Raw genomic sequence first — 6,775 nt, 5'->3', positions numbered from 1 at the left:
TGCGCGACTGGGGCCACGCCAAAGACTACGTGCGCATGCAGTGGATGATGCTGCAACAAGACCAGCCCGAAGACTTTGTGATTGCCACCGGCGTGCAATACAGCGTGCGCCAGTTCATCAACTGGACCGCAGAGGCCCTGGGCATGCAAATTCGCTGGGAAGGCGAGGGCGTCAATGAAGTCGCCTATTGGCTGAACCCCCCCACTTCCCAGTCCCCAGTACCCAGTCCCCAGTCCCCACGCCCAATCGTCCAGATAGACCCCCGCTACTTCCGCCCCACCGAAGTCGAAACCCTGCTGGGTGACCCCACCAAAGCCAAAGAAAAACTGGGCTGGGTGCCTGAAATTACCGTGCAGGAAATGTGCGCCGAAATGGTCGCCCACGACCTGGCCCAGGCCAAACAGCACGCGCTGCTCAAAGCCAACGGCTACAGCGTCAATGTGAGCGTGGAATAGCAGTTTTGGTTGCTTAATGGCCATGACTGCTGTCCAAAAAAACTCATTTGACCTGTTGCGCTTGTGTGCCGCTGTCCTGGTTTTGTACAGTCACCAACATGCCTTGTTAGGCCTTGCCGAACCTGAACTGTTTGGCTGGACCACCTTTGGCGGCGTCGGTGTTTCTGTTTTTTTCTTTTTAAGTGGCTTGTTGGTGTGGTCAAGCTGGGCGCGCGACCCTGATTTGAAGCGCTTTTTTATTCGACGGTCATTGCGAATTTTTCCGGCACTTTGGTTTGTTGTTCTGGTCACAGTGCTGGTTCTGGGTCCAATCTTTTCAAAGCTGGCTGCGGCAGATTACTTTGCTTCCTTTGAAGCCTGGCGTTACCTGAGTACCGCGTTGCTGGTGGTTTGGCGTGGGCTGCCTGGCGTTTTTTTAGACAACCCTTTTCCCTTGGCCGTTAATGGGTCGCTTTGGACCTTGCCGGTTGAATTCCTGTGTTACGTCTCGGTGGCCTTGGTTGGCAGCATCAGCGTGGTACGGCGCGATGGATTAATCGCCCTGAGTCTTGGCTTGGTTGTGTTGGCTGCGGCGTTTGGCCCGCTGCTACTGGGCAACAGGTTTGTTCCGCATTTGGAGATGGTGGCGTTTTTCTGGTGGGGTGTGGTGTACGGTTTTGTTAGACGGCGGCCAGAATCCGAACGCAAGCCCTGGGCCATTGGACTTGGCATTGTTCTCTTGGCCTTTTTTTTGTTGGGGTCGCATGGTGTTGAACGCACTGGCATGCTTGGGATTGCTGCGGCGCTGGTCGTTGCGGCGCAGCGCGTGCCGTGGGGCGCTTGGGTGACAGATCGGCTCGGTGACTTGTCTTACGGCATGTACATTTTTGCTTTTCCGGTGCAACAAATTGTGGTTGAGCTCGGACGCCATCGCGGGTGGACGTTTGCAACGCATTTGGGTTTGTCGTTTGTAGTGACGAGTGTGCTGGCTTACCTGTCGTGGCATGTGCTTGAAAAGCGTGCGCTGCTGTTCAAGCCGCAGCGCGGGGTGCGGGCGTGAAATTGCTCCGCTATCTGCGGTTTAGTGCGTTTGACGTGTCCACCGAGGATGGCCGTGCTTCCGAACGTTATCGCCTTGCAGCCTGGGCCATTCTTGCCAATGTGGCAAGCAAGGCTGCAGCCATGGCTGTTATGGTGCTCAGTGTGAGTTTGACGATTCCTTACCTCGGTGCGCAGCGGTTTGGAATCTGGATGACTATTGCCAGCTTTGCAGGCATGCTGACATTTTTAGGTTTGGGTGTCGGTAATGCGCTGACCAATCATGTGGCCAGTCGATCTGCCAAGTCGGACGCCGACTTGTTGCGCCGCGCCGTTAGCGGCGGGCTTGGCCTTTTGTTTTTGATTGGGCTAGCGGTCGGTGCTGCCTTGTGGCTGCTGGCCGCCTGGTTGCCTTGGGCAAAGCTCATCAAGGTGGATGATGCATTGCTATTGCTTGAGGCTCAGGCAGCCGCAAAGTTGTTTGCCTTGTTGTTTGGGCTCAATCTGTTCACCACAGGAATCCAAAGCGTGTTCGCTGGCTTGCAGCGCAGTTTCGAGGTTTATCTGGTTTCTGCGTTGGGCTCTGTGGCGTCATTGGGAGTGCTGTGGTGGGCTGCGCAGGTTCAAGCAGGATTGCCGGTGTTGCTTGCCGCCACGCTGGGCATTCAATCACTATCACTTTTGCTGCTTTTGGGTTTGTTGGTAAGACGCAAATTGTTTGCCTTGGGTAAGATCACTTGGGCGGTCAGGCAGGAAACCTCGGGGCTGATTCGCATTGGTGGCCTGTTTTTTGTGTTGCAGGTGGGCACCATGATTGGTTGGGGTGCCGACGCGCTGATTATTTCCAGCGCGCTGGGCCCCGCGGCAGTGGCTGTTTACAGTATTGCGCAGCGCCTGTTTCAGTTTGTGTCGCAACCTCTGGCCATGATGAATTCCCCTTTATGGGGTGCGTATGCCGAGGCACATTCCAAAGGAGATGTTGCTTTTATCCGGCGCACCTTCAAGGCAAGCATGTGGCTGACGCTGGGGGGGGCGCTGTCAGGCGCGACAATTCTGTTTTTCAGCAGTGAATGGCTATTACATTACTGGACTGGCGGGAAGGTGCTGGTGCCCGGCTTGTTGCTGGGACTGGTGGCTCTTTGGACGGTACTGGAGTGTTGTGGGGTGGCCTTTGCCATGTTTTTGAATGGCGTGCAGGTGGTAAAGCAGCAAGTCATTGTGGTTTCTGTTTTTTGCATTTTGGTCCTGCCTCTGAAAATATGGGGCGTGAGTTCGCTCGGCTTAATCGCGATTCCCTTGGTGACAATGTTGGTGTATGCCTCGACACATATTTACTTTTATGGTTTTGTTTTTTATTCAAAAATAAAATCATTCATGACAATTTCAAATTAAAAGATGAAGCCTGTGACGGATGAAAGTAATCTACGACTCCCAGATATTTGCCCAACAAGAATTTGGCGGAATTTCTCGTTACATCTGCGCTTTGGCATCCCAGATGTCGCATGTTCCAGGTGTCGACGTCAAAATCGTCGCGCCGCTTCATATCAATCAGTATTTGAAAGATGCTGACCGTACCATCGTCACCGGTGTTCATCTTCGTCGTTTGCCTAAAACAGCACGGATCATCAAGACCCTGAGTGCTGCACTTTGTGGCCCGGTGTCAAGCATGATGCGTCCCGATCTTGTGCATGAGACCTACTATGCAGAGCAGCCTTTATGTCGCTCAAACGTGCCTCATGTGTTGACTGTTTATGACATGATTGAAGAGCGATTTCCTGACAGTTTTGGTGCTGCCTACCCTATAGCCCAACTCAAGAAATTTTCGGTCAATCGTGCAGATCACATTTTTTGTATCTCTGAAAATACGCGACGTGATCTTCAAGAACTGCATTCCCTGGATGATGGCGATTTGACCGTGACCTACCTTGGCTACGACGCATTGCCACAGACTGGGTTGCAGGCGCGAGCACTGGTTGGGCCCGCTCCTTACATTCTTCATGTGGCTGGTCGTCGTGGCTATAAAAATTTTGATGGGTTGCTGCGTGCCTACGCGGCATCGCCGTGGCTGAAGGCCAACTTCCGCTTGGTTTGTTTCGGTGCTGGTGTCTTGTCTCCGGACGAGCTCGGCTTGATGGCCGGACTTGGCCTGCCCGCCACCCAGGTGATTCATGTGGGTGGGGGCGATGACCGGCTGGCAGCCTTGTACAAAGGTGCCGCAGCATTTGTGTATCCGTCCAAATATGAAGGATTCGGGATTCCACCACTTGAGGCCATGTCGCTGGATTGCCCGGTGATTTGCAGTAGCACAAGCTCAATACCCGAGGTTGTTGGCGACGCAGGTGAGTACTTTGATCCTTACGATTTGGATTCCATCAGGGTCTCCATCGAGCGGGTTTTGCAGTCATCCGCCCGCCGGGCTGAACTTGTTGCGCTGGGGCGGGAGCGTTGCAAGCGCTTTAGCTGGGAGCGTTGCGCTCAGGAAACGCTTGCTGTTTACCGGAGGTTAGCCGCATGAAAGCTTTGATTTGTGGCATTGGTGGCCAGGATGGCGCTTATCTGGCGCGCTTGCTGTTGGAGAAAGGTTACGAAGTCTGGGGAACGTCAAGGGACGCGCAAATGACTGAATTTCGTAATTTGAAAGTGTTGCAACTGGCGCAGTCCGTGAATCTTTGTTCCATGGCGCCGACCGATTTTCGAAGTGTGCTGACGGTGCTTACCCGAAGCATGCCAGATGAGGTGTATTTCTTGGCGGGACAAAGTTCGGTGGGCTTGTCGTTTGAGCAGCCCGTGGAAACGCTCGAGAGCATTACGGTCGGTACCCTGAACATGCTGGAGGCCATACGATTTTTGGGCGGAAAGATCAAGCTTTACCATGCAAGCTCCAGCGAGTGTTTTGGCGACGTGGGTCAGAAACCTGCCAACGAAACCACCCCGTTTCATCCTCGCAGCCCCTACGCCGTGGCAAAAGCCTCAGCCCATTGGATGGTTGCCAACTACCGTGAGGCTTACGGCTTGTACGCCTGTAGCGGTATCCTTTTTAATCATGAATCGCCCTTGCGTCCTGCCCGTTTTGTGACGCGCAAAATTGTGGACAGCGCGGTTCGGATTGCCAATGGATCGGGAGAAAAACTTAGCCTTGGCCGTTTGAATATCGTCAGGGACTGGGGTTGGGCGCCGGAGTATGTGGATGCTATGTGGCGGATGTTGCAGCAAGAGGCGCCGGCTGATTTTGTGATCGCCACGGGCGTATCAGTGTCCCTTGAAGACTTTGTCAGGGATGTGTTTGCAAATGTTGGCCTGGATTGGCGCGAGCATGTTGAGAGTGACCAAAAACTCTTTCGCCCGTCAGACATTAATTGGAGTCAGGGCGATGCCAGCCTGGCCAAAGCGTGTCTTGGCTGGGCGGCGCATATCAAGATGCCGGAGCTCGTCAAGTTAATGGTGGAGGCGGCGCGAAATCCATGAATCCCAACGACTTCACGCCGCTGATCAGCGTTGTTATTGCGGTTTACAACGGCAGGGCAACGCTACAACAGTGCCTTGATAGCGTCACACAACAAACCTATGCTCGCCTGGAGTTGATTGTGATTGACGGCGGCTCGACAGACGGTACTGTCGACCTGATTCGCGCCAATGCCCAGGAGATGACCTATTGGATTTCCGAGCCCGATCGGGGTATTTACAACGCCTGGAACAAGGCCTTGGCGCAGGCAAAAGGCGACTGGGTCTGTTTTCTTGGGGCCGACGATTATTTGCGTAATTCGCAGGTGATAGCGCGTATGGCTGAGCAGTTGGTGTTGGTTCCACCGGAAATTCGCGTGGCTTATGGGCAGATCATGTTGCTCAACAATAATGGTTCAGAGCTTTATGCTGTGGGAGAGCCTTGGGGTAAAGTAAAAAATCGCTTTAGGCGACTCATGTGTGTGCCGCACCCGGCCGTGATGCATCGGTGCAGTTTGTTCACGGATCACGGGAATTTTGATGAAACCTTTCGCATTGCAGGTGACTACGAATTGTTATTGCGGGAGCTCAAGACGCGCGATGCTTTTTTTATTGAAGGCATCGTGATGACTGCGATGCGGCAAGGTGGTGTCAGTACTGACCCGGCCAATACGCTATTGGGTTTGCGTGAAGTCCGATTTGCCCAAATCAAGAATGGATTGCGTTGGCCCAGTTTGGGCTGGCGCGTGGCATTGTTTCGTGCGTACATCCGTTTATTTTTGTGGCGACTGTTGGGTGAAAAACAGGCGAGAAGAATGCTCGACATCGGGCGGAACCTGATGGGTCTGCCTGCCTATTGGACGAAGACTTGATGCATCGCAATGAATTTACATCGGTCTCGGTCGTCATTCCCTGCTTCCGCTGCACAGGCACCATTGAGCGAGCCGTTGCATCCGTGGCAGCCCAAACCCGGCGTCCTGCTGAGGTGATTTTGGTAGACGACGCCAGTGGTGATGACACGCAAAAACTTCTGCAAAAGCTGAGCCAGCATTTTGAGCCAGGTTGGATCAAGCTGGTATTTCTGGAGCAGAACGTTGGGGCAGCAAGTGCCCGCAACGCGGGTTGGGATCAGGCCACACAGACATATGTCGCCTTTCTTGATGCAGATGACGCCTGGCACCCAAAAAAAATAGAAATCCAGACGGCCTACATGGAGGCGAACCCGGATGTTGTTCTGTCGGGCCACGGATATCGGCGTCTTGACCATGACCGCTTGCCTGACTGGCCTGTGACACAGGGTGGTGTGGCGCCCATCCGCAAATGGCCTCTGATCCTGTCAAATAAATTTGTGACGCCATCGGCCATGTTGCGCCGCGATGTGGTTCACCGTTTTGTAGAAAAGCAGCGCTACATGGAAGACCACATGCTCTGGATGAAGATTGTTTGCGCGGGTGGATGTGCCGTCAAACTTGATGCTGAACTGGCTGCCATCTATAAAGAGTCGTTTGGTGTGGCGGGATTGAGCTCTCAAGTGTGGCTAATGGAGCGAAGTGATCTGGGAAACTATCGACGCCTTTATCAAAAGAAAGACATCAATGCGATTCAGTTTTCATTTTTGGTGATTTATTCAGCTTTGAAATATGTGCGAAGGCTTTTGATTTATTGGTGCCATTTGCGATGGAAAAAGTAAAAACGCAGTCTGCGCCAGATCTCACTATTTCTGTTGTGAGCCACTTGCAACTTGGGCTGATAAAAAATTTATTGGAGGATCTCGATAAAAATTGCAGGGATTCGCACTTTGAGTTGATCCTCACCCTCAACTTGTGCGAGGCGTTGTCATTTTCTTTGAATGACTTTTTTTT

The 6,775-nt window shown here is 53.0% G+C and carries 7 protein-coding genes and 1 pseudogene; all 8 read left to right on the top strand.

The genetic code is table 11. The annotated features are described in order from the left end of the window. Nucleotides 1-455: GDP-mannose 4,6-dehydratase (locus tag PHQ58_RS22915; protein ID WP_300116065.1), on the top strand; the 455-nt coding region annotated here is incomplete at its 5' end. 22 nt (nt 456-477) lie between these two features. Beyond that, on the top strand, nt 478-1,494 hold the full coding sequence (locus PHQ58_RS22910) for an acyltransferase (RefSeq protein ID WP_300116062.1): 1,017 nt from the start codon (nt 478-480) through the stop codon (nt 1,492-1,494). Next, entirely contained in the window at nt 1,491-2,864 is a 1,374-nt protein-coding gene (locus PHQ58_RS22905; protein WP_300116060.1) for an MATE family efflux transporter, read from the top strand. Before PHQ58_RS22910 ends, PHQ58_RS22905 begins: the two co-directional genes overlap by 4 nt. A 19-nt stretch (nt 2,865-2,883) precedes the next feature. Continuing rightward, nucleotides 2,884-3,987, top strand: coding sequence for a glycosyltransferase family 1 protein (locus tag PHQ58_RS22900; protein WP_300116058.1), 1,104 nt, complete (start codon nt 2,884-2,886; stop codon nt 3,985-3,987). Continuing rightward, on the top strand, nt 3,984-4,937 hold the full coding sequence (locus PHQ58_RS22895) for a GDP-mannose 4,6-dehydratase (protein ID WP_300116055.1): 954 nt from the start codon (nt 3,984-3,986) through the stop codon (nt 4,935-4,937). Before PHQ58_RS22900 ends, PHQ58_RS22895 begins: the two co-directional genes overlap by 4 nt. Beyond that, nucleotides 4,934-5,785 (top strand): glycosyltransferase family 2 protein, encoded by an 852-nt coding sequence (locus tag PHQ58_RS22890; protein ID WP_300116053.1) that lies wholly within the window; start codon nt 4,934-4,936, stop codon nt 5,783-5,785. Before PHQ58_RS22895 ends, PHQ58_RS22890 begins: the two co-directional genes overlap by 4 nt. Then, a complete protein-coding gene (locus tag PHQ58_RS22885) occupies nt 5,785-6,603 on the top strand; it encodes a glycosyltransferase family 2 protein (protein WP_300116051.1) in 819 nt (272 codons plus the stop codon). Before PHQ58_RS22890 ends, PHQ58_RS22885 begins: the two co-directional genes overlap by 1 nt. After that, a pseudogene (locus PHQ58_RS22880) lies at nt 6,591-6,775 on the top strand (hypothetical protein); the annotation flags it as partial. The gene PHQ58_RS22885 and the pseudogene PHQ58_RS22880, both read left to right, overlap by 13 nt.

The organism is Rhodoferax sp. (assembly GCF_028688795.1).
Classification (GTDB): Bacteria; Pseudomonadota; Gammaproteobacteria; order Burkholderiales; family Burkholderiaceae_C; genus Rhodoferax.
The sequence above is the reverse complement of the archived record's forward strand: the minus strand, read 5'-3'. Positions and strand labels throughout refer to the sequence as shown.